This is a genomic window from Microbacterium koreense (assembly GCF_042677105.1).
In the GTDB taxonomy this organism is placed as follows: domain Bacteria; phylum Actinomycetota; class Actinomycetes; order Actinomycetales; family Microbacteriaceae; genus Microbacterium; species Microbacterium koreense.
In genome coordinates, this window is the sequence record NZ_JBHTIM010000001.1 from 2,525,789 (window position 1) to 2,545,655 (window position 19,867).

Annotated in this window: 18 protein-coding genes, 1 tRNA gene and 1 riboswitch; of the genes, 5 read left to right on the forward strand and 14 right to left on the reverse strand. The window is 69.1% G+C overall.

The window, feature by feature from the left end:
• Window position 1: 1 nt before the first annotated feature.
• The 11 genes from ACFQZV_RS11905 to ACFQZV_RS11955 all read right to left on the reverse strand — a co-directional run bounded on the left by ACFQZV_RS11905 (window position 2) and on the right by ACFQZV_RS11955 (window position 12,625).
• Window positions 2-1,354: a homoserine dehydrogenase gene (locus ACFQZV_RS11905; protein WP_378753165.1), complete on the reverse strand. Its 1,353-nt coding sequence runs from the start codon at window positions 1,352-1,354 to the stop codon at window positions 2-4.
• Window positions 1,351-2,754 carry a diaminopimelate decarboxylase gene (gene lysA / locus ACFQZV_RS11910; RefSeq protein ID WP_378753163.1) on the reverse strand — a complete coding sequence of 468 codons (1,404 nt, stop codon included), beginning with the start codon at window positions 2,752-2,754 and terminating at the stop codon, window positions 1,351-1,353. The genes ACFQZV_RS11905 and lysA overlap by 4 nt, the downstream gene beginning before the upstream one ends.
• Window positions 2,755-2,902: 148 nt before the next feature.
• Window positions 2,903-3,685 carry an LmeA family phospholipid-binding protein gene (locus tag ACFQZV_RS11915; RefSeq protein ID WP_378753161.1) on the reverse strand — a complete coding sequence of 261 codons (783 nt, stop codon included), beginning with the start codon at window positions 3,683-3,685 and terminating at the stop codon, window positions 2,903-2,905.
• Between the two features lie 2 nt (window positions 3,686-3,687).
• On the reverse strand, window positions 3,688-5,352 hold the full coding sequence (gene argS / locus ACFQZV_RS11920; RefSeq protein WP_378753159.1) for an arginine--tRNA ligase: 1,665 nt from the start codon (window positions 5,350-5,352) through the stop codon (window positions 3,688-3,690).
• 60 nt (window positions 5,353-5,412) lie between these two features.
• The gene (locus tag ACFQZV_RS11925; RefSeq protein WP_378753157.1) at window positions 5,413-6,210 is read right to left on the reverse strand and encodes a transglutaminase-like domain-containing protein; all 798 of its coding nucleotides are present in this window, start codon (window positions 6,208-6,210) and stop codon (window positions 5,413-5,415) included.
• Between the two features lie 46 nt (window positions 6,211-6,256).
• Window positions 6,257-8,776: a helix-turn-helix transcriptional regulator gene (locus ACFQZV_RS11930; RefSeq protein WP_378753155.1), complete on the reverse strand. Its 2,520-nt coding sequence runs from the start codon at window positions 8,774-8,776 to the stop codon at window positions 6,257-6,259.
• A 235-nt stretch (window positions 8,777-9,011) separates the two neighbouring features.
• A tRNA-Arg gene (locus ACFQZV_RS11935) sits at window positions 9,012-9,087 on the reverse strand.
• Window positions 9,088-9,326: 239 nt separating this feature from the next.
• Window positions 9,327-9,647: a DMT family transporter gene (locus ACFQZV_RS11940; protein WP_378753153.1), complete on the reverse strand. Its 321-nt coding sequence runs from the start codon at window positions 9,645-9,647 to the stop codon at window positions 9,327-9,329.
• Between the two features lie 12 nt (window positions 9,648-9,659).
• Window positions 9,660-9,724: riboswitch (guanidine-III (ykkC-III) riboswitch) on the reverse strand.
• A 424-nt stretch (window positions 9,725-10,148) separates the two neighbouring features.
• Window positions 10,149-11,015, reverse strand: coding sequence for a CPBP family intramembrane glutamic endopeptidase (locus tag ACFQZV_RS11945; RefSeq protein ID WP_378753151.1), 867 nt, complete (start codon window positions 11,013-11,015; stop codon window positions 10,149-10,151).
• A 16-nt stretch (window positions 11,016-11,031) separates the two neighbouring features.
• Window positions 11,032-11,694: a tRNA (guanosine(46)-N7)-methyltransferase TrmB gene (trmB, locus tag ACFQZV_RS11950; RefSeq protein ID WP_378753177.1), complete on the reverse strand. Its 663-nt coding sequence runs from the start codon at window positions 11,692-11,694 to the stop codon at window positions 11,032-11,034.
• Window positions 11,695-11,788: 94 nt separating this feature from the next.
• The gene (locus ACFQZV_RS11955) at window positions 11,789-12,625 is read right to left on the reverse strand and encodes a DUF3097 family protein (RefSeq protein ID WP_378753149.1); all 837 of its coding nucleotides are present in this window, start codon (window positions 12,623-12,625) and stop codon (window positions 11,789-11,791) included.
• 171 nt (window positions 12,626-12,796) lie between these two features.
• On the opposite strand from ACFQZV_RS11955, the gene ACFQZV_RS11960 reads away from it, so the two are divergent.
• The 4 genes from ACFQZV_RS11960 to ACFQZV_RS11975 all read left to right on the forward strand — a co-directional run bounded on the left by ACFQZV_RS11960 (window position 12,797) and on the right by ACFQZV_RS11975 (window position 16,976).
• On the forward strand, window positions 12,797-14,800 hold the full coding sequence (locus tag ACFQZV_RS11960) for a TPM domain-containing protein (RefSeq protein ID WP_378783324.1): 2,004 nt from the start codon (window positions 12,797-12,799) through the stop codon (window positions 14,798-14,800).
• 71 nt (window positions 14,801-14,871) lie between these two features.
• Window positions 14,872-15,606 (forward strand): PspA/IM30 family protein, encoded by a 735-nt coding sequence (locus ACFQZV_RS11965; protein ID WP_378753145.1) that lies wholly within the window; start codon window positions 14,872-14,874, stop codon window positions 15,604-15,606.
• An 84-nt stretch (window positions 15,607-15,690) separates the two neighbouring features.
• Window positions 15,691-16,512 (forward strand): arginase family protein, encoded by an 822-nt coding sequence (locus ACFQZV_RS11970; RefSeq protein ID WP_378753143.1) that lies wholly within the window; start codon window positions 15,691-15,693, stop codon window positions 16,510-16,512.
• Entirely contained in the window at window positions 16,509-16,976 is a 468-nt protein-coding gene (locus ACFQZV_RS11975; RefSeq protein ID WP_378753141.1) for a Fe-S oxidoreductase, read from the forward strand. Before ACFQZV_RS11970 ends, ACFQZV_RS11975 begins: the two co-directional genes overlap by 4 nt.
• A gap of 24 nt (window positions 16,977-17,000) precedes the next feature.
• Here ACFQZV_RS11975 and ACFQZV_RS11980 read toward each other — a convergent pair whose 3' ends face one another.
• The 3 genes from ACFQZV_RS11980 to ACFQZV_RS11990 all read right to left on the reverse strand — a co-directional run bounded on the left by ACFQZV_RS11980 (window position 17,001) and on the right by ACFQZV_RS11990 (window position 18,767).
• A complete protein-coding gene (locus ACFQZV_RS11980; protein ID WP_378753139.1) occupies window positions 17,001-17,486 on the reverse strand; it encodes an SIP domain-containing protein in 486 nt (161 codons plus the stop codon).
• Between the two features lie 73 nt (window positions 17,487-17,559).
• On the reverse strand, window positions 17,560-18,294 hold the full coding sequence (locus ACFQZV_RS11985) for a tyrosine-protein phosphatase (RefSeq protein WP_378753137.1): 735 nt from the start codon (window positions 18,292-18,294) through the stop codon (window positions 17,560-17,562).
• Window positions 18,291-18,767 (reverse strand): carboxymuconolactone decarboxylase family protein, encoded by a 477-nt coding sequence (locus tag ACFQZV_RS11990; RefSeq protein ID WP_378753135.1) that lies wholly within the window; start codon window positions 18,765-18,767, stop codon window positions 18,291-18,293. Before ACFQZV_RS11990 ends, ACFQZV_RS11985 begins: the two co-directional genes overlap by 4 nt.
• Window positions 18,768-18,815: 48 nt before the next feature.
• Between ACFQZV_RS11990 and ACFQZV_RS11995 the strand changes: the two genes are divergently transcribed.
• On the forward strand, window positions 18,816-19,769 hold the full coding sequence (locus ACFQZV_RS11995; protein ID WP_378753133.1) for an alpha/beta fold hydrolase: 954 nt from the start codon (window positions 18,816-18,818) through the stop codon (window positions 19,767-19,769).
• Window positions 19,770-19,867: the final 98 nt, after the last annotated feature.

Below are 19,867 nucleotides of genomic sequence, written 5' to 3' on the forward strand. Positions count from 1 at the left end.
GTCAGTCTCCTTCTACTCGCAGCACCGATACCACGCGCTCGACGACGTCACTCGCCGCCAGCCGCTCGACCGTTTCGCTGAGATCCTGCTCGCGGGCCCGATGGGTCCCGATCACGAGATGGGCCACGGGGGTGGATGTCTCGTCCCGCTCACCCGGCACGGCAGGCGCCGTCGAGAGGTCTTCCGAGACAGTCTGCTCGACCGTGGCGATCGACACCTTGCCGTCGCTGAGGATGCCCGCGACCGTCGCCAGCACGCCGGGGAGGTCCGACACCTCGAGGGTGACCTGATACCGCGTCACGACGTGTCCGATCGGAACGACCGGGAGGTTCGCGCGCGTGGATTCCCCCACCCCCACGCCGCCGGCGATGTGGCGCCGCGCCGCCGAGACCACATCACCGAGGACGGCGGATGCGGTTTGCACGCCCCCGGCGCCCGCGCCATAGAACATGAGGTCCCCGGCGGCCTCCGCCTGCACGAAGACGGCGTTGTTGGCGCCGTGGACGCTCGCCAGGGGATGCTCGCGGGGAACGAGCGCGGGGTACACCCGCACAGAGATCGACTCACCCGCGGTGTCGGCGTCGGCGAGGCGCTCACACACGGCGAGGAGCTTGATGACGAAGCCGGCGTGGCGCGCGGCATCCATCATCGCCTTGTCGATGTGCGTGATGCCCTCACGGTGCACCGCATCCAGCGGCACCGAGGTGTGGAACGCCAGGCTCGCGAGGATCGCCGCCTTCTGCGCGGCGTCGTAACCTTCGACATCGGCCGTCGGGTCGGCTTCGGCATACCCGAGGGCCTGCGCGTCGGCGAGAACGTCGGCGAATTCGGCGCCCTCGGCGTCCATCCGGTCGAGGATGTAGTTCGTCGTGCCGTTGACGATACCCATGATGCGCTGAACGCGGTCCCCTGCGAGGGAATCGCGCAGCGGACGGATGATCGGAATCGCGCCGGCGGCGGCTGCTTCGTAATAGACGGATGCGCCGACCTGGTCGGCTGCATCGAAGATCTCGGGACCGTGTGTCGCCAGAAGTGCCTTGTTGGCCGTCACGACATCGGCCCCGGAGTTGATCGCCTGGAGCAGGTACGTTTGCGCCGGTTCGAGACCGCCCATGAGCTCGATCACGATATCCGAGCCGACGATCAGCGTTTCGGCATCCGTCGTGAACAGCTCGCGGGGAAGATCCACGTCACGGGAGGCATCGACATCGCGGACGGCGATACCCGCCAGCTCGAGCGACGCGCCCGCGCGATCGGCGAGCTCGTCACCGTGACGGAGCAACAGGTCGGCAACCTGCGATCCCACGGATCCTGCACCCAAGAGTGCGACGCGAAGGCGGCGGTAGTCGGTCATGCGTTCCCTTCGATCGAGCGGGCAGCGAGGCCCACGTCGCGCGCCAGCAAGTCGTCGATCGACTCGCCGCGCACGATGACACGTGCTTCTCCCCCGCGTACCGCCACGACCGGCGGGCGGGGGACGTAGTTGTAGTTGCTCGCGAGCGCGAAACAGTACGCCCCCGTGGCGGGCACCGCGAGCACGTCACCCGCGGCGACATCGGCCGGCAGGTACTCGTGATCGACCACGATGTCGCCGGACTCGCAGTGGCGTCCCACCACGCGCGAAAGTTGCGGTCGCGCCTCGCTGGCGCGCGAGGCGATCCTCGCCGAATACTGGGCTCCGTACAGCGCCGTGCGGGCGTTGTCGCTCATCCCCCCGTCGACGCTGACATACAGCCGCGACGCACCGTCATCGAGCGACACCGGCTTGATCGTCCCGACCTCGTAGAGCGTGACGCCGGCCCGCCCGATGATGACGCGGCCCGGTTCGAAAGCCAGCATCGGAAGAGGGATACCGAGGCCACCACACGCCCGCGCGACCGCCGCGACGATCCCGTCGGCGAGATCGGCGATCGGCGACGGGTCATCGGCGGACGTGTAGGCGATGCCGAAGCCGCCACCGAGGTTGAGGGTCGTGAGTCCGCCGATCTCGTGCAGCAGCGCGACCAGCCGCGTGGCGGACTCCTCGAAACCGGAGGTGCCGAAGATCTGGGAACCGATGTGGCCGTGCAGACCCACCAGTTCGAGGCCCGCGATCTCGCGAATCCGCGCGGCGGCGGCCGGGGCATCCGCGATCGTGAAGCCGAACTTCTGATCTTCATGAGCCGTCGCGAGAAAATCATGCGTCTCGGCGTGGACCCCACTGTTGACGCGGATGAGCACGCGCTGCGCGACCCCCCGCCCATCGAGGACGGCACCGAGCCGTTCGATCTCGTCGAAACTGTCGATCACGATCGAACCGATGCCTGCATCGACGGCGGCGGCGAGTTCGATCATCGACTTGTTGTTGCCGTGGAATCCGAGCAGAGACGGGTCGGCTCCCGCCCCGAGCGCGACCGCCAGCTCCCCGCCCGTGCACACATCGACCCGCAGACCCTCGGCGAGCATCCAGCGGACGACATCCGCCGAAAGGAAGGCCTTGCCCGCGTAGTAGACCTGCGCATCCGTACCGTGACGTGTGGCGGCATCCCGGAACGCGGCGAGCGTCATCCGCGCGGCTTCGCGTGCTGCCTCCTCGTCGATCACATAGAGCGGTGTACCGAATTCAGCGGCGAGCGCTCGTGTCGAGACCCCTCCGAGACGGATCGCACCCTCGGCGTCACGGTCGGCACCGGCCGGCCACACAGCGTCGGGGAGGGCGTTGGCGTCGTCGGGCACGGCAAGCCACGCGGGAGCGGCGGTCTGGGCGACGGACACGGGGAACCAATCGTGAGGGGCTTCGGCAGACGCGGGCGGCCAGGCCTCAGGGATCACCCGCGGCACGCTGCGAGCCGCGGGGATGTGGCGCCGCCACGCAGTGCTCAAAGTCTAGGGCACCGCGTCCCTTCGCCCCGCGCGGGGCCGCTCAGCACGAACCGCGCTCGCGCAGGCTCGCGTCCGAGAGCATCGTGTCCGCGATGTCGAACGTCGCCACAACGGCGGACTCCGTCACGTCGACGCCGACGCCGACGAGAGTCAGACCGGCGGGCAAGTACTGCGCCACGCACACCGGCCAGTCGCGCAGAACGGCCTCGGCGACCACACCGAACTGACGGCGAACCGCATCAGCGGTGACCTCGGCGCCCGCCACCTCGATCGACGCCGGGCTCAGCACCAGCATCCCGTCCTCGACCGTCGGGGTGAGAGAGAGCGCGATCGGCACACCGAGACCGAACACCGACAGCTCGGTCTGCGCGGTGATGTCCGGCGCGTCGATCCCGATCTCGTCGACCGGGAACCCTTCGACACCCTGCAACAGGTTCGGCAGCTGCTCCTCGTCGATACGCACGGTCGCACGCGCGTCACGGACGTCCCCGCCTCCCAGGGGCACGTCCTTCGCGTCGACGACGATGTCGGCGATGACCTGGTCGACCGGCACGTCATCGGCCGCGATGCGCACCTCGTCGAGTCGTCCGCCGAGCAACTGCGGAATGATCAGGCCCGGGACCTCGACGTCGATCTGCTGATCGGCGGGCAGAGCGAGGTTGGTCCGCACCTCTTCGCGGACCGTGCCGACGACGACGTCCCGCGCGATCGCCTCACCGGCGAACCAGGCGCCGACGACCAGCGCGGCGACGATCGCGAAAGACACGACCCACGGCCACACACGGCGTCGAGGTGTCGTCGCGCCCGCCTCGCCCGCGCTCATCGTCACATCCGTTCCGGAGCCGACACGCCCAACAGCGTCAGGCCGTTGCGGAGCACCTGACCGGTGGCGTCGTTGAGCCACAGACGGGTGCGGTGCACATCCTCGACGGGCTGATCGCCGAGTGGGATCACGCGGCAGTTGTCGTACCAGCGGTGGTAAAGGCCCGCCAACTCTTCGAGCGCGCGGGCGATCCGGTGCGGCTCGTGCACCTCGGCGGAGTACGCCACCACGCGCGGAAACTCCTGGAGCGCGCCCAACAGCGCGGACTCGGTCTCGTGCGTGAGCGCCTCGGGTGCGAACACCGAGCGGTCGACACCGGATGCCACGGCGTTGCGCGCGACATTGTGGGTGCGAGCGTGGGCGTACTGCACATAGAAGACCGGATTGTCGTTGGTGCGTTTCTGCAGCACATCGAGATCGACGTCCAGGTTCGAGTCGGTCGAACTGCGGGTCAGCGCGTAGCGGGCGGCGTCGGCACCGACGATGTCGACGAGGTCTTCCATCGTGACGACGGTTCCTGCGCGCTTGGACATGCGCACCGGCTGGCCGTCCTTGACGAGATTGACCATCTGACCGATGAGAATCTGGAGATTCACATACGGCTCGTCACCGAACGCGGCGCACATCGCCATGAGCCGCTGGACATATCCGTGGTGATCGGCGCCGAGCATGATGATGCAGCGGGTGAAGCCGCGCTCTCGCTTGTCGAGGTAGTACGCGAGGTCCCCCGAAATGTAGGCGGGCTTGCCGTCGGACTTGATGACGACGCGGTCTTTGTCGTCACCGAAATCCGTCGTCCGCAGCCACGTCGCGCCCTCCGACTCGTAGATCCGTCCGAGCTCGCGCAGCCGCTCCACGGCGCGCGCGACCGCACCGGATTCGTGCAGCTCGTTCTCATGGAAGTACACGTCGAAGTCGACACCGAAGTCGTGCAGGCTCCGCTTGATCTCGTCGAACATGAAGCCCACGCCGCGCTCGCGGAAGACCTCCTGGCGCGTGTCGGGGTCGAGCGCGGCGAGATCCCCGTCGTAGGCGAGCGCCACCCGTCGTGCGATGTCGCCGATGTAGGCGCCGCCATAGCCGTCTTCGGGCGCCGGCTCGCCCGCCCACGCCGCGGCGAGACTGCGCGCGAATCGGTCGATCTGCGCACCGTGGTCGTTGAAGTAGTACTCACGCGTGACCTTCGCGCCCTGCGAAGAGAGAATGCGCGCGAGCGAGTCACCGACGGCCGCCCATCGCGTTCCGCCCAGGTGGATCGGTCCCGTCGGGTTGGCGGAGACGAACTCGAGGTTGATGACTTCGCCGGCCAACACGTCGGACGTCCCGAACGCGGCGCCGGCGTCGACGATGGTCTTCGCGAGCGAACCCGCCGTTGCGGCGTCGAGGCGGATGTTGATGAAGCCGGGTCCGGCGACCTCGACGCTGGCGATGCCGTCCAACGCTTCCAGCCCCGCAGCGATCTCGGCTGCGAACTCACGCGGGTTGACCCCGACCGACTTCGCGAGCTTCAGCGCGGCGTTGGAGGCCCAATCACCGTGGTCACGGTTCTTGGGGCGATCGAGGGGGAAGTCAGCCGCCGACAATCCGTCGGAGGCACCCTCTCGTCGAGCCTCGGCGAGGGGGGCGATGACGGCGACGAGGGCGGCGGAGAGGGCATCGGGATCCATAGCCGCACCAGTCTAGTTGGGGCGCGGCGTCACCTCGCGGTGGAGCGTCCGTGGGCGGCGTCAAGCGATTTGGACGAGTTCGGCGAAGTCGTCCGAGACGGTCTCGGTCATCGCCCACGCGTCGACGCGCATCCGCTGCAGCCCGACGTTGCCGCCGTGATAGCTGAGGAACGCGCAGTCCGCGGCATCCCTCCCCGTCGCGATGCGCACGAGCGACGCTCGATTGGCCAGTCTCGTCGCGTCGATGACATACCACGCGCCGTCATGGTATGCCTCGGCGACCGCGTGGAAGTCCATCGGCTCGAGCCCGGGCGCATAGCACGCGGCATAGCGCGCGGGCATGTCCATCGCTCGCAGCAACGCGATGACGGCGTGCGCGTAGTCGCGGCACACTCCCTGGCCGGTCATGAGCGTTGTGACCGCGCTGTCGGTCCCGTGGCTGTATCCAGGCGTGTAGGTCGTGCTCGCGGCGACGAACTCCGACACGGCACCGATGAGATCCTCGCCGGCGAGCCCCTTGAACTGCCGGCGCGCTTGTTGGAACACCTCGTCCGACTGGCAGTAGCGACTCGGACGCAGGTAGGTGATGGCCTCGAGGTCGCTCGTGCGGGTGGTGGGGTTGCGCCCGGCAATGGTCGCGTCGTAGCGCACCTCGAGAAGGCCGGGCTCGGCCGACACACGGTGCAGACGGCTCCCCGACTGGTCGATGATCTCGGTGGGGGTGTACACCCGATCACCCTGGGTGAGCGTCAATCGCTCGTCGACGACGGGCATCTGCTGGGCCGCGGTGATCTGCAGGATGAGGTCGACGGGCGACCCGATATCGAGGTCCAGTTCGGAGGTGACGACGCGATGCACCGAAGTATCCTCGCACGCCGCGGGAGACCCCGGGGCCGTCTGCACCTCAGGCGGTCGAACCGTGGGCGAGCAGGTAGGCCTTGACGTCTTGGCGTCGCGCAAGGCCGGTCTTGCGCAGCAGTCGGTTCACGTGCGATTCGACGGTGCGCACCGACAGGACGAGCGCCTCTGCGATGACGGCGTTCGATAGCCCGGCGGCCACCATTTCGGCGATCTCCCGCTCCCGTCTGGTCAGGACGACCGTGACCGGCGCGAGGGAATCCCCCGCATCCTTCCGCAGCCGGTCGCGCAGCGTGCGCACCCGCTCGTGCGCGTCGATGTCGTCGTCGTCCGCCCAGGCTCGCAGCGCGAGGTCAGCCGCGTGCGCGGCATCCCGCAGCAGATCGTCCCGTTCGAGATCGTGAAGGGTTGCCAGAGCGGTCTCGACGTCGCGCTCGATCACGGCCCGCAGAAACGCGGCGTGACGGGCGATCGCCGGTGCATCGACAGCCTCCACGCGCGCTGCCACACGTTCCCATCGGGCGGGCGCAGGGTCGTACTCCAGGGCGTCGAGGTAGGCGTAGGCCGCCGACAGCAGTGCGCCCCGCTCCACGAGCTCGTCCCCGGTCTGCACGCAGATCTCCGCCGCGGCGAGGGTTCCCTCTTCGATCTCGGCGATCCGCGCGTAAACGATGCCCGTCGCCTGACCGGGGAAGGGACCGTCCCCGAGGCCCTCGGCGTCGATGTCGGCGAGTGTCTGCTCCATCAACGCACGATGGCCGCGTCGCGCGGCAAGGGACGCCGCGAGCGTCTTGAGACCGATGAACGACAGCGGCGGATACGGTGACGGAAGGCCCAAGAACGACGATTCGCTCAGCAGGTGTTCGGCATCGAGGGTTCTCCGATCCAGCGCGGCGATCAGGACGCACAGGTAGGCATAGTCGCGAATGCCGCGGGCATCGAAGGCTCGCTGGGCCTCGGCCAGTCCACGGCGCGCGATCTCGTCGGCGAGTGTGCGCCTGTCGGCGACGATGTGCGCAAAGACCGCGAGCGCATCCACGGTCGCGTCCTGCGGCGCATCGGACGCGCGTAGCTCGTCGAGCACGGTCTCGGCATCGCCTACCCGGCCCCGAACGAGCATCCAGAACGCGCGCGCGCGAAGCACGGCAGCCCGGGCCGATTCCGAGACCCCCTCCCCGTCGGCGCCGGCCACCGGGTCGGTGTCGGGGACGGTGAGGAACGACGATTCCAGCTCGGCCGCGCGCGCCAGCAACAGTGCCCCCTCCCGCGGCATCGTCGCGGCCCGGCGACGCAGATCGAACAACGCCCCCGCCGGGTCGCCGCCGCGCACCGCACGGACGACGCCGCGCGCGGCATCCCACTCCGCTTTCTCTCGCTCGGTTCCGTCAAGACCATGCGCTGCCCCTATCAGCGACTCGAGCTCATCGGGATCGTGCGCGCCGTCCACCTCAAGCGCCAACAGCAGATCGGTCGCGGATGCCAGGCTGGGGGCGGTGCGCCAGGCTTCGCGTGCCTGGAGCGTCCGACGCCTCGTCTGTTCATGGACGAGCCTCACGAACATGGCCGAGTCGCGTGGCGTCACCGGTGCGTCGTCGATCGTCGGCGCGGCGGCGAGGACGTCGTCGATGCGCGCCAACAACTGCGCGCGCCGCCCGGCGAGCGAGTCGTGGCGGAAGTGCTCCACGAGCAACGGCGGATGCACCGACACCATCCGTGTCCCGCCGACGTCGATGATGTCGACGAACGCACGCCCCTCGAGCTCGGCGATCTGCTCGATCCCGATCGCGGCGCCCGCCGTGGCGGTGTCGACGGGCCCGAGCAAGGACAGCACCTCGAGTGCTTCGATGGCCTCGTCGTCGAGCGGCTGCAAGATGACCTCGGTCATGAGTCGCAACTCGTGACTCCACAGGGTGCCGCGGGCGTGGGCGACCCCGCCGTCGACCGTGAGGCGACCGGCACGGCGCGCGGCATCGACGACCGCTGCGGCCAAACCGATGTTCCCCCCGGACTTGGCGAAGACCCGGCTGAGCGTGCCCGCCTCGATTCGAAACCCGGCGAGGTGCTCGAGTGCCGCCTCGAGTTCGCCGTATCCCATCGGCGGCATACGCATCTCGTACGTCGTCGTGAATGCCCCCATCGGCAAGACCGGCATCTGCCGGGAGCGGTGGATGAGGCGCGAAGAAAGCACGGGCACGGCCCGCTGTGTCTGCACCGCACGGATCACTCCGCCCGAGTACTCGTCGAGCGCATCCCAATCGTCTACGACGATGAGCGTGCGCCCGGGCGTGACCGCGTCGGCGAGCGCGCGCACGGTTGCCGGGATCGCCGACGGTCGGGAGTCCTGCGCCTCAGTGATGCCGGCGATCGCGAGCGCAACGAGAGGAGTGCGCGCGAACGCCGTGATTCCGGTGACCGTGATCACCTTCCAGCCGAGTGTCGTGAAATAGTGTCCGACCCGCGCGAGGAAGTGCGTACGTCCGCTGCCGTGCTCGCCCTCGATGTCGAGACTGCGGCCGCTCTGAAGCACGTCGACAGCGCTCAAGAAGAGTTCATCCCGCGATGTCACACCTGCCGCCTCTCGTCGCCGCACAGGATCTCGAGCGTGCCGGATACCGCGGCCCGCTTGACGTCGCACGATACACCGTGCGACCAACGCCCCGCCGGGACCGCCGGAACATCGGCACAACCCTCACGCCGTCGCCGGCCACCGTCGGATCGCGCGATGCTCGGCATCAGGACATGCGCGTGCGCCGCATCCCAGCAACCGACGATGACGTCAGCTGAGCCCGTCGTGCGGTGTATGGTGCCCCCGACAGGAATCGAACCTGCGACCTTTGGTACCGGAAACCAACGCTCTATCCCCTGAGCTACGGAGGCATACCGGTCGAGACTACCACCGCGGGGAGTGTCCTCCGGACGACGAAGATCGCCCCGGGGGCTTGGGCCCCGGGGCGATCATCAGTACGAGATTCGGTTTCCGTTTCCGGTTCCTCGCGGTCCCTGACGTCTCCGTTTTCGTTTCGTGGAGGTGACCTTACTCCGCGATCGGGCCACGTCAAGAGGAATGCTCGCTGGCTTCACCATCACCGAGACGGTTAAGGATGCGGCATCCGCCCTCAGTCGTTCCCGACGAGCTTGAGGCCGACCACACACCCCACGAGGCCGAGGATGAGCAGCACCCGGATGAGCGAGAACGACTCGTCGCCGGTGATCATCGCGTACGCGACCGTGAGAGAAGCGCCGATCCCGACCCACACGGCGTAGGCAGTGCCTGTGGGGATCTCGCGCATGGCCCATGCGAGACCACCCATACTCGCCACGAGAGCGACACCGAACACCACGCTCGGCCACAACTTGGTGAATCCCTCGGACTTGCCCAGGGCAGTGGCCCATACGGCTTCGAGGATTCCGGAAAGCACCAGAACGATCCACGACATACGACTCGCCTCCGTGGCCAGTCTTGTCGCTCACCGGGTACTGAACCCTCGTCCGGGGATCTTGTCGGGATCCGCCCCCCACGATACTCCCGCGGTCTGATCACCGCCTGGGCATCCCGCCGTCGCGCCACCCGCGCCCCGACTCCCCCACCGCGGGCTTCACTGGTCGCGAATGTACGCCCCGACTCCCCATATCCGCACATATGCGACCAGTGAGGCCTCACCGTGGCCAGCCACTCCCCCGCCGCGACGCCCCGCCGCCGGGCCGCGCCCCGCCTCGCGCGCCCCCGCAGTGCTCACCGGTCGCGAATGTACGCACGGACGCCTTCGCGGCGTACACGTGCGACCAGTGAAGGAGAGAGACCGACCGGTGAAGGAGCGAGACCGACCGGTGAAGGAGAGAGACCGACCGGTGAAGGAGAGAGACCGACCGGCGAAGGAGAGAGACGGACCGGCGAAGGAGGGAGACGGCCCGTGGCGGCGTGCGCCGGCCCGGCCGCGTCACACGAGGAAGAGCCCGTCGAGCATGCCGGGGTTGTGCGCGTGGACGAGCACGAGGAAGACGACCGCGTCGAACAGCAGGTGCACGGTGACGACGTAGGCCAGCGAACGGGTCTTCATGAAGATGAACCCCTGAAGCAGCGCGAACGGGATCGTCAACATCGGTCCCCACGCCTGGTAGCCGAGCTCCCACAGGAACGACACGAACACGATCGCCTGCAGGACGTTCGCCGTGGCATCGGCGAAGTGCCGCCGCAACAGCACGAAGCACGTGCAGATGAAGAACAGTTCGTCCCAGATTCCGACGGCGCCGACGCCGACGAACAGTCGTGCGATGAGGTCGGGGGTGTCGACGACCGGCCAGTTCTCGTAGACACCCGAGGTGATGAAGTAGTACGGCAGGATCAGCCACCCCAGGACGAGTACCGCGACCAGCCATGTCCACTGGAACAGCGTCCACCGGCCTCCGCCGCGCCAGGGGAACGAGATCGCCCGGTCGCGGTAGACCCATCGCGAGATGACGTACGGCACCACGACCGCACCACCGAGCGCGGCGGTGAACCGCAGCATCGCGAGGTTGTCGAGTTCGGCCTTGAGGGGAATGACACTGACGATCAGCAGTCCTACGGCGATGAGCGAAAGGTCGCGCAGGAGGTTCGGGCCTGCTCCCCGAGAAGCGGATGCCGCATCCGCCCGCCGTTGCATGACCCACGCGGCGACGAGGCCCGCGCCGAGCAGCGCCCACCCGAGCCACGGCAACATGAGCACGAAGAATGCGGGGGCGGCCAGGCACACGAGCACCGCGGGAAGCAGCGCCCATGAGACGACCGGACGCGCCGTGGCCGCCGCGGTGGAGTGTGACTTCATCGGCCGTACACCGAGATCATCGGTTCGCTCGTCGGTAGGTCAGGTCGCGGATCGCGCGTCCGGCACGCTCGCCCTTGCGTTCGAAGGCGGTGAGCACGCGACCGTCGAAGCGCTCGGCCCATTCCCCCTCGAAGTCGCGTTCGAAGTCGGACGCCCCATCCAACACCTCGCGCATCTGGAGGGCGTACTCCTCCCAGTCCGTCGCGAGGCGCAGCAGGCCGCCGTCGGCGAGGGCGCCGGCGGCGAGGCGGGCGAAATCGTCGGTGACCAGACGCCGTTTGGTGTGCTTCTTCTTGTGCCAGGGATCGGGGAAGAATACCCAGAGTTCGGTGAGGGATGCCGGGGGCACGAGGTGTTCGAGCACCTCGGGGGCGTTCGCCTCGACGAGCCGCAGGTTGGTGATCCCGACACGGTCGGCGTCGAGCATCGTGCGGGCGAGACCAGCACGGAAGACTTCGATCGCGAGGAAGTCGCGTTCGGGTGTCGCCTGCGCGGCGTGCACGATCGCGTGTCCCTGCCCCGATCCGATTTCGGCGACGAGGGGGGCCGAGCGACCCCAGACCTCGCGCGGGTCGACCGCGCTACCGGGAAGGATGCTGGTCGCTGCGGCGTCGCGTTGCACCGGCAGCACGTACGTGGGCGCGAGCTCGTCCCATGCCCGATCCTGAGCATCGGACATGCGGCCGCTACGCCGCACGAACGAGACGGGGCGTTCGCGGAATCGTCGCGGGGCGTCGGAGGCGGTCTCGTGCACCCCTCCAGGCTACCGACCGTCAATCGATGGTCACGAAGTCGATCAGTTCTTCGACGCGCCCGAGGAGCGCCGGGTCGAGGTCACGGTAGGAGGAGACCGAGCCGAGTATGCGTTTCCAGGCCCGGGCGATGTCGGCTTGGTCGCGCGCCGGCCATCCGAGGGCGCGGCACACGCCGACCTTGTACTCGATGCCGCGGGGAACATCCGGCCAGCGCGCAATGCCGACTGCAGAAGGCAGGACGCACTGCCACACGTCGATGTAGGGGTGGCCGACGATCTTCAGATGTGCACCGTGCCGTCCGCGCAGGATCTCCTCGGCGACGCGGGATTCCTTCGACCCGCGAACGAGGTGGTCGACGAGCACGCCGTAGCGGCGCTCGGGTGAGGGCGGGTCTTCGTCGAGCATCGCGGCGAGTTTGTCCACGCCCTGCAGATACTCCACGACGACCCCCTCGATGCGCAGGTCGTCGCCCCACACGCGCTCGACGAGTTCGGCGTCGTGGCGACCTTCGACGAGGATGCGGCTGGCCCGGGCGACGCGGGCGCGGGCATCGTCGACGGCGAAGGATCCGGATGCGGTGCGCGCCCGGCCGGTCGGCGTCACCGCCACGGGTGGCTCGAGGACGACGTCCCTTCCGTCGATGAGGAAGCCGGCGCCGAGCGGGAAGAAGCGACGGCGGCCGACGCGGTCTTCGAGTTCGACCAGACCGGATGCCACGGATACGACCGCGCCGCAGAACCCGTCGTCGGCCACTTCGACGACGAGGTCCCGCTCTGCGGCGACACGCTCGATGCGGGGCGCCGCGCGCTCGCGCCATCCCGGCGCGAGCACATCCGATCCGTAACGGTCGTCCATCCGTCCTCCTCGTGCGGGCGCCACGCTACGCGACGCGAGCCGCGCCGCCACCGCCGCCGCGCCGGTCATCCGCGGTTCGCGCTGAGCGCACACCTCGTCTACCGCGGCGGACACGGGGCTGAATAGACTCGATGGCGGGCTCGAGAACTCCGCGCCCGAGGAGGGGGATCGATGCGTCGGCGAACCATGGCCGCGATCGCACTGGCAGCCACGATGGTCTTCGGGGGTGCGACGGGGCCGGCGCTCGCGTCGGATCCGGTCGATCTCGGGAGCACGTTCGTGTACGACGGGGCCGATGTGCTGACACCCTCGGAGGAGTCCGACGTCGAGGCGCGTCTCGAGCGCCTGTCGGCCGAGACCGACGTCGACCTGTGGGTCGTCTTCGTCGACGAATTCACCGGAGCCGCGAGCGCCGAAGAGTGGGCCAACACCACTGCCGACGGCAACGGGCTCGGTCCGCACCAATACCTCCTCGCCGTCGCGGTCGATGCCCGCCAGTTCTACCTGTCGGGTTACTCAGAAGGACCGGTGAGCTTTGACCGGATCGCTGAGATCGAGCGCGCCGAAGTCCAGCCGAACCTGGCCGCCGAAGACTGGGCAGACGCCGCGGTCGCCGCCGCCGACGGGCTCCAGAGCAGCGTCGGCGGCACGACGGGGTCGTCGCCGTCGGGAGGGTTCCCGTGGGGCGGCATCCTGGTGGCGGTCCTCGTCGTCGGAGCCATCGCCTTGGTCGTGTGGCTGGTGGTCCGCAATCGCCGACGCGGCGCCGGGGCAGGCGCGTCGGGTGCCCCCGGCGCACCGCCCGTAGACCTCCCCGAACTCGAGAAGCGTGCGGCGTCGGCGCTGGTGGCAACCGACGACGCGATCCGCGCGAGCGAACAGGAACTCGGCTTCGCGACCGCGCAGTTCGGCGAGTCCGCCGCGGCGGAGTTCACCGACGTGCTCACCGACGCCAAAGCGAAGCTGACGCGCGCCTTCACACTGCAACAACAGCTCGACGATTCGACGCCGGAATCGCACGAGCAGGCGGTGGCGTGGAACGCGGAGATCCTCGAGCTCTGCGAAGCGGCCAACGACGCTTTGGATGCCAAGGCGGCCGCGTTCACCGAACTGCGTCGCCTGGCCCAGAACGCCCCCGAAGCGCTCGCCCGCGTCGAAGCGGCGCGGGCAGGGGTGGCCGATGCCCTCGACACAGCGGCATCCCAGCTCGCCCGACTGGAGACGCGCTACGCGCCCGAAGCGCTCGCCACAGTCGCGGACAACCCCACTCAGGCTCAGGCGCGGATCGCATTCGCCGATGAGCAGCTCGTCCTCGCGCACCAGGCGATCGCCGCCGAGGACGGCGGTGAAGCCGCCGTGGCGATCCGCGCCGCTGAGGAGGCCGTCGGCCAAGCCGACCTGCTCGAGAAGGCGATCGGCACGCTGGCGACGAACCTCGACGAAGGCGGCCGCAACGCCCTCGCACTGATCGATGAGCTCGAGAACGACATCGCCGTGGCGTCGGCACTTCCTGACGCGGACGGGCGCCTGGCCGCGGTGATCGCCTCGACCCGTGGGCAGATCGACGTCGCCCGCCGTCGCCTCGGCGACACCGGCCGTCGCCCGCTCGCCGCGCTCGAGAGCCTCGAGGCGGCGAACCAGCAGATCGACGGGCTGGTGAGCGAAGTGAGGGATGCCGCAGCTCGCGCTGAGCGCGCCCGACAGATGGTCGGGCAGCAGATCATGCAGGCACAGGCGCAGGTGTCGACCGCGGAGGACTACATCACCGCCCGGCGCGGAGCGGTGGGTGCCGCCGCTCGGACCCGGCTGGCGGAGGCGGGTGCAGCGCTCGTCCAGGCGCAACAATTGCAGCAAACCGCACCCGAGCAGGCGGCGCAGCACGCCCAGCGCGCGAACCAGCTTGCGGCGCAATCGATCCAGAGCGCACAACGTGATGTCGGTGGGTTCGGCGGCGCGCCGGGACGGACGTCCGGAGACAACGGCATGATGGGGGCTGTGTTGGGGGGCATCGTCATCAACTCGCTGCTCGGCAGCGGCGGCGGGCGCCGGCGCTCTCGCTCGAGCGGGTTCGGTGGCTTCGGAGGCGGCGGGTTCAGCGGCGGCTCACGCAGCCGCCCCTCCTCCGGCGGATTCGGCGGCGGCTCACGCTCGCGCGGCGGAGGTGGCCGCTTCTGACCGTTCCCGACTCCCGACATCCGTCCACGTACTCCGACAACCGCAATCCACTTCGATAGGAAGGACACCCGATGGCCAAGCAGTCCATCTTCGGTCGCATCTCGACGCTCGTGAAGGCGAACATCAACGCACTTCTGGACTCCGCAGAAGACCCGCAGAAGATGCTCGACCAGCTCGTGCGCGACTACACCAACTCGATCGCCGACGCAGAGTCGGCCATCGCCGAGACGATCGGCAACCTCCGCCTGCTCGAACGCGACCACCAGGAAGATCTCCAGGCCGCACAGGAGTGGGGCAACAAAGCCCTCGCAGCGAGTCGCAAGGCCGACGAACTGCGCGGAGCCGGCAACACAGCCGACGCCGACAAGTTCGACAACCTCGCGAAGATCGCGCTGCAGCGTCAGATCAGCGAGGAGAACGAGGCCAAGGCGATCGCGCCGTCGATCGCGACGCAGACCGAGGTCGTCGAGAAGCTCAAGGACGGCCTCAACGGCATGAAGGGCAAGCTCGAGCAGCTGAAGGCCAAGCGCTCCGAGTTGCTCTCGCGCGCGAAGGTCGCCGAGGCACAGACAAAGGTGCACGACGCGGTGCGGTCGATCGATGTGCTCGACCCGACCAGCGAGCTCGGGCGCTTCGAAGACAAGGTGCGCCGCCAGGAGGCGCTCGCGGCGGGCAAGCAGGAGCTGGCCGCGTCGTCGCTGGACGCCCAGTTCACCCAGCTCGAAGACGTCGGTGAGCTCACCGAGGTCGAGGCGCGACTGGCCGCGCTGAAGACGGGATCGCCCCGCTCGGCGATCGAAGGCTGAGTCCGATCCACCCGGCGGGTGTCGCGCAGCGCGGCACCCGCCGGTTCGGTCCCCACCGGTGACCGCGCGGAGGAGGAGCGCCGCATGACCCACTACCTCGTCGTGCCGCAATGGCAGGGCAGCCCGTCCGCACGGGCGATGCAGCTCATCGACGGTGCGGAGGCTATCGCGGGGGACCTTCCGCGCGCCGCGACGACGATTCTCGATGTTCCGGCTGAAGCCGGCGACGCTCTGGGCACATCGGTCCACCGCCTCAGCTCGCTCCAGCGCGTGCGTGAGCAGATGCTCGCTGCGCTCGAGCATCACGCCGAGCCCGTCCTCACCATCGGCGGTGACGGCGGCGTGGCCCTCACGGCGATCGAGCACGCCATCGCGCGACACCCCGGGCTCGCGGTCGTCTGGCTCAACGCACATCCCGCGCTGAACGACCCGGAGTCCACCCCTTCGGGAGCCTTCGCGGGCATGGCTCTGCGCGCAGCGCTCGGCGACGGCGTCTCGGGCCTCTCGCTCGCGGCCGGCACGCTGACCTCCGAGCGCACCGTCATCGCCGGTGCACGCGCGTTCGACGAGGCAGAACTCGACCTGATCTCGCGCAACGACATCCGCTCGATCTCGGTCGACGACCTCCGTGATCCTCAGTCCCTCGCCGAGGCGGTGACCAGCACGGGAGCGGCGGCCGTATACGCCCACGTCGGGCTCGACGTGCTGGACCCGGCAGAACTGGCGGGCACCGCGCATCCCGAGCCTTTCGGTGCGACCGTCGCCGACGTCACCGCCGCGCTCGGCGCGTTGCGTGCCACGGTGCCGCTCGTCGGCGCTTCGCTCACCGGCTACTCCCCCGCTTCACCGTCCGCGGCGAACGACGACTTGGGTCCCATCCTGCGGCTCATCGGGGCGCTCGCGTGAGCCCCATCCCCCGTCCACCGGCCGGGTGGCAGGAGCGCGCCGCGGCCGCCGTTCGCGCAGGCGAGCGCCTCGATCGATGGATTCCGGCTGTCTTGTTGGACTCCCCGATCAGCCGCGTCGGGTCGTGGTACGGCACGGGTGTCGGCTGGCTCTGGGGCGGGCTGTGGAGCACCGGCCGCATCGAGCGGCAGAACGGGTTGTGGGTGTTTCGAGGGCTACCGTCATGGGCGTTCCGGCGCGGGGGCGTGTGCGTCGGCGACTGCTTCCTGACCGGCGATGCAACCGTCACCCCCGCGCTCCTGCGTCACGAGGCCGTCCACGCCCGGCAGTGGCGCCGCTACGGGGTGCTCATGCCGGTGCTCTATCTCCTCGCCGGACGGGATCCCCTCCGCAACCGCTTCGAGATCGCTGCGGGACTCGCGGACGGAAACTATGTGCCGCGCGGCACAGATGCGCGCTCCTGACGCGAGGCCCGGGCCGCGCAGACGTCAGCGGGCCGTGGCGAGGCCGTAGCGCTCCGGCGTGTGGATCGCGGCGGCGGCGATTCCCGTGCGCGCGGTGAGGTGGTCCACGATGTCGGCGGTGCCGAGGTATCCGCCCAACAGATGGATGCGGGTTGCATCTCCCTCGTCGCAGAGCATCTCGTCGGCCCACGCGGTGACAGCGCGCGCGAGCGCCTGCCCGACCGCACAGGCACGACCACTGCCGGGCGCGCCGGAGCGACGGGAACGATCGAGCCAGGTGAGCGTCATGCGCGGCGGGACCACGATGTCGACGATGGATTGCGCATCCGGGATTTCGACGAACACGCGACCGGTCGAGCACAGCGGCAACGTCGCAAGGAGCGTCTCGAGCTCGACGAGCGATGATTCATCGGCAGTGATCAGATGCTGCACGCGGGCATGACGCGGACCGCGACAGCTCGACGCGCTGTGCGTCTGCGTCTGCGTCTGCGTCCGCTCTGTCGTTGCCATACCATCGACTATACCCGAAACATAGGCTTGCCTAACCTCACGTCGCCACGCACCGACAGCGCCGCGAAGGGGGTCAGGCGATCAGCACCCGCCGTAGCTCGCGCAGCTCGTCGTCGGTCAAGCCGTGCGCCAAGAGGTACGAGGCGACATCGCCGTACGAGGCTCCCGCCGCGCTGAGGAGCGTTGCCATCACCCGGGCGGGTGAGCGCGTCGCGAGGTCCTCGATATGGGTCGACGTCGGGTAGTGACGGCGCAGACGCTCGAGGACCGCACGGTTGCGCTCGGGTGGGAGGAACGCCTCGGTCCGCGCGTAGTCGTCGATGACAGACTGCTCATCCGCACCGGCTGCGGCGAGCGCGAACGCGACGGTGACACCGGTGCGGTCCTTGCCGACCGTGCAGTGGACGAGCACGGGCTGATCGGACACGATGCCGCGCACGACGTCGACGACGCGTTCGGCCGAGTCCTCCACGATCCGGCGGTACATGTCATCCAGGCTCAGGTCGTCGTCGAAGAAGGATGCCACCGACCCCAGGAACAATGGGACGCGCTGCGTGACGAGGTCGAGACCATCGATCCGGCTCGGCGCCGTGATGACCTCGTCGTCGGCGCGCAGATCGATGATGCGCCGGATGCCCAGGGCAGCGATCGCGGCACGGCCCGGTTCGTCGACCGCGGTGAGGTTGCCGGAGCGGAACAGCACCCCCTCCCGCGTGCGGGAAGACCCCGCGGAGAGACCACCGACATCGCGGAAGTTCATCGCTCCCGAGACGAGGGACTGCGCCGGGAGCGGTCTGCGGCCTGTCACGACCGATCGTCTGTGCGCGGCGGCACGGGGTAGCGTCCAGCGATCGCGACGCGGTTGAACGCGTTGATCGAGACGAGGATCCAGCTCAGGGCGACATACTCGGGCTCGGTGAGGACGCTTCCGACTCTGTCGTAGACGTCGTCGGGGATTCCGCCCTCATGGATGAACGTGAACGACTCGGTCAGTTCGAGAGCGGCCCGCTCCCGCTCACTGAAAACGCCCGACTCCCGCCACGTCGGCAGTTGGGCGATCGTGTCCGCATCCACGCCCGCAGTCGTCGCCTTGTCGACGTGGACCCGCACGCAGAAGGCGCAGCCATTGAGCTGTGAGGCGTGGATCTGCACGAGCTCCTTGAGCCGGGGAGGGATGCCGGCATCCTTCGCGAGCGTGCCGACCTGCGTCGCCAGGCCCTCCATCGCACCGAAGACGCTTCGCGCTGACCGGGCCAGATGCACGCGCGGCTGAGTACCCATGTGGATCAGCGTACCGACGGCCGCGCCCGGCTGGGCCACAATGGAGATGTGGACGATCCCATCGACGAGTTCTCGTTCCTTTCCGACCAAGCCGCCGACGCCGGAGTCGAAGGCCCCCTCCCTCGGGGGGAGCGACTCTCGCTCTCCCTCCCGGACGGCCGCGTTCTCAGCGCACTGCGGTGGAACCCTCCCGGGGCCCGCGACGATGCCCCCGTCGTGACGTTCTTGCACGGCGCCGGCCTCAACGCCCACACCTGGGACACGACGATCATCGCGCTGGGGCTTCCTGCGCTCGCGATCGATCTGCCCGGGCACGGCGACTCGTCGTGGCGTGAGGACGCGGCATACGTCGGTCGGACGCTCGCACCCGACGTGGCTGCCGGCGTTCGGGCATGGACGGAAGGCCCGCAGGTGCTCGTCGGTCAATCCCTCGGGGGCCTCACAGCGGCCGCCGTCGCCGCGGCACGCCCCGACCTCGTGCGGGAGCTCGTCGTCATCGACATCACACCGGGGCTCGACACGAAGGGCGGCGCTGACGAACTGCGTCGCTTCTTCGCCGGTCCGGCCGACTGGGCGTCGCGCGAGGAGCTCACCGAGCGCGCCCTCGCCTTCGGCTTCGGCGGGTCGCCGGCGGCGACCGCGCGGGGCGTCTACTTCAACTCACGCGTGCGACCCGATGGACGCGTCGAGTGGAAGCACCATTTCGCGCACATCGCCAATGCGCTGGCACAGTCCCCCGATGCCTCGGATGCGGCGGCCGCACGCGAGGACGCGGTGTCGGCGGTCGTGGGCGACGCCGGGTGGGAGGACCTTGCCGCGGTGGAGGCACCGATCACCCTGCTCCGCGGCGAGCGAGGCTACCTCACCGATGACGACGAAGAGGAGTTCGCCCGGCGGCTTCCCGCAGCATCCGTCGTGACCGTTCCCGCACGCCACAACGTGCAGGAGGACATCCCCGCAGACCTCGCCGCACGCATCCGCGCGCTGGCCGGGAACAACTAGCGCGCTCCGAACGTTACGCCCGGCGGTTACCGACATCCGCCCGCGATGCCTAGGCTGGGGTGTCGTCCCGCCCCTCTTCCCGCGAGGCCCGGCATCCG